We start from the raw sequence: 1,045 nt of genomic DNA on the forward strand, positions 1-1,045 counted from the left end.
GGCGTGCGCTCTAACCAGCTGAGCTACAGGCCCACAGTAAAATAAAAGCGGGTGATGAGAATCGAACTCACGACATCAGCTTGGAAGGCTGAGGTTTTACCACTAAACTACACCCGCATGTTATAGATGGTCGGGAAGACAGGATTTGAACCTGCGACCCCCTGGTCCCAAACCAGGTGCTCTACCAAGCTGAGCCACTTCCCGTTAAAAATTATGGCGCGCCCTGAGAGATTCGAACTCCCGACCTTTTGATTCGTAGTCAAACACTCTATCCAGCTGAGCTAAGGGCGCATATTTATCTTATGGTGCCGAGGGCCGGACTTGAACCGGCACGGTAGTCACCTACCGCAGGATTTTAAGTCCTGTGTGTCTGCCAATTCCACCACCCCGGCTAGGACTATACATACTTTTTAAGTTATATACAAATAGAATATGTGAACGACTCGCGAACTTCTTACCCTATAAACAGTATGCTCTAATAACTAACTGAGCTAAGGCTCCATTAAACATGGGGCTAAAAGCTAGTCCAATGCTTCGCCTGGCAACGTCCTACTCTCACAGGGGGAAGCCCCCAACTACCATCGGCGCAAAAGAACTTAACGACCGTGTTCGGCATGGGAACGGGTGTGACCTCTTCGCTATCGCCACCAGACTATAATGGTATTTTCAAGATAACACCTTGAAGAAAATGTGATTCCTTCAAAATAGATAATGCTTTATTGAAAGAAGTCAATTCTTCCAAAACTGAACAAGGCTACTGACTTCAATCACATCATGTAACACTTCTCAGTTAATGCTTCATGCTGCCTTGCTCCGAGGAAGCATGCTTCGTTAGCATACGCTCGCAGACGCAGGAGCAAAAGCTTTAAATAGAGAGTTTTGAGTACTCTCAAAACTGAACAAATAGCACAAGCGTATATGACCTAACGTCATACATCGACTAGAGTTAAATACTCCATAGAAAGGAGGTGATCCAGCCGCACCTTCCGATACGGCTACCTTGTTACGACTTCACCCCAATCATCTGTCCCACCTTAGGCGGCTG

General features: G+C 46.6%; 4 tRNA genes and 2 rRNA genes. All 6 read right to left on the minus strand.

What is annotated here, in order from left to right:
• Positions 1–46: 46 nt before the first annotated feature.
• A tRNA-Gly gene (locus tag AC1FXZ_RS21935) sits at positions 47–117 on the minus strand.
• A 10-nt stretch (positions 118–127) separates the two neighbouring features.
• Positions 128–204, minus strand: a tRNA-Pro gene (locus AC1FXZ_RS21940).
• A gap of 10 nt (positions 205–214) precedes the next feature.
• Positions 215–291 (minus strand) — tRNA-Arg (locus tag AC1FXZ_RS21945).
• Positions 292–303: 12 nt separating this feature from the next.
• Positions 304–392, minus strand: a tRNA-Leu gene (locus AC1FXZ_RS21950).
• A 144-nt stretch (positions 393–536) separates the two neighbouring features.
• Positions 537–652 (minus strand): 5S ribosomal RNA (gene rrf, locus AC1FXZ_RS21955).
• Positions 653–961: 309 nt separating this feature from the next.
• Positions 962–1,045, minus strand: a 16S ribosomal RNA gene (locus AC1FXZ_RS21960); the annotation flags it as partial.

The organism is Halalkalibacter sp. HAAS-P014, assembly GCF_056619965.1.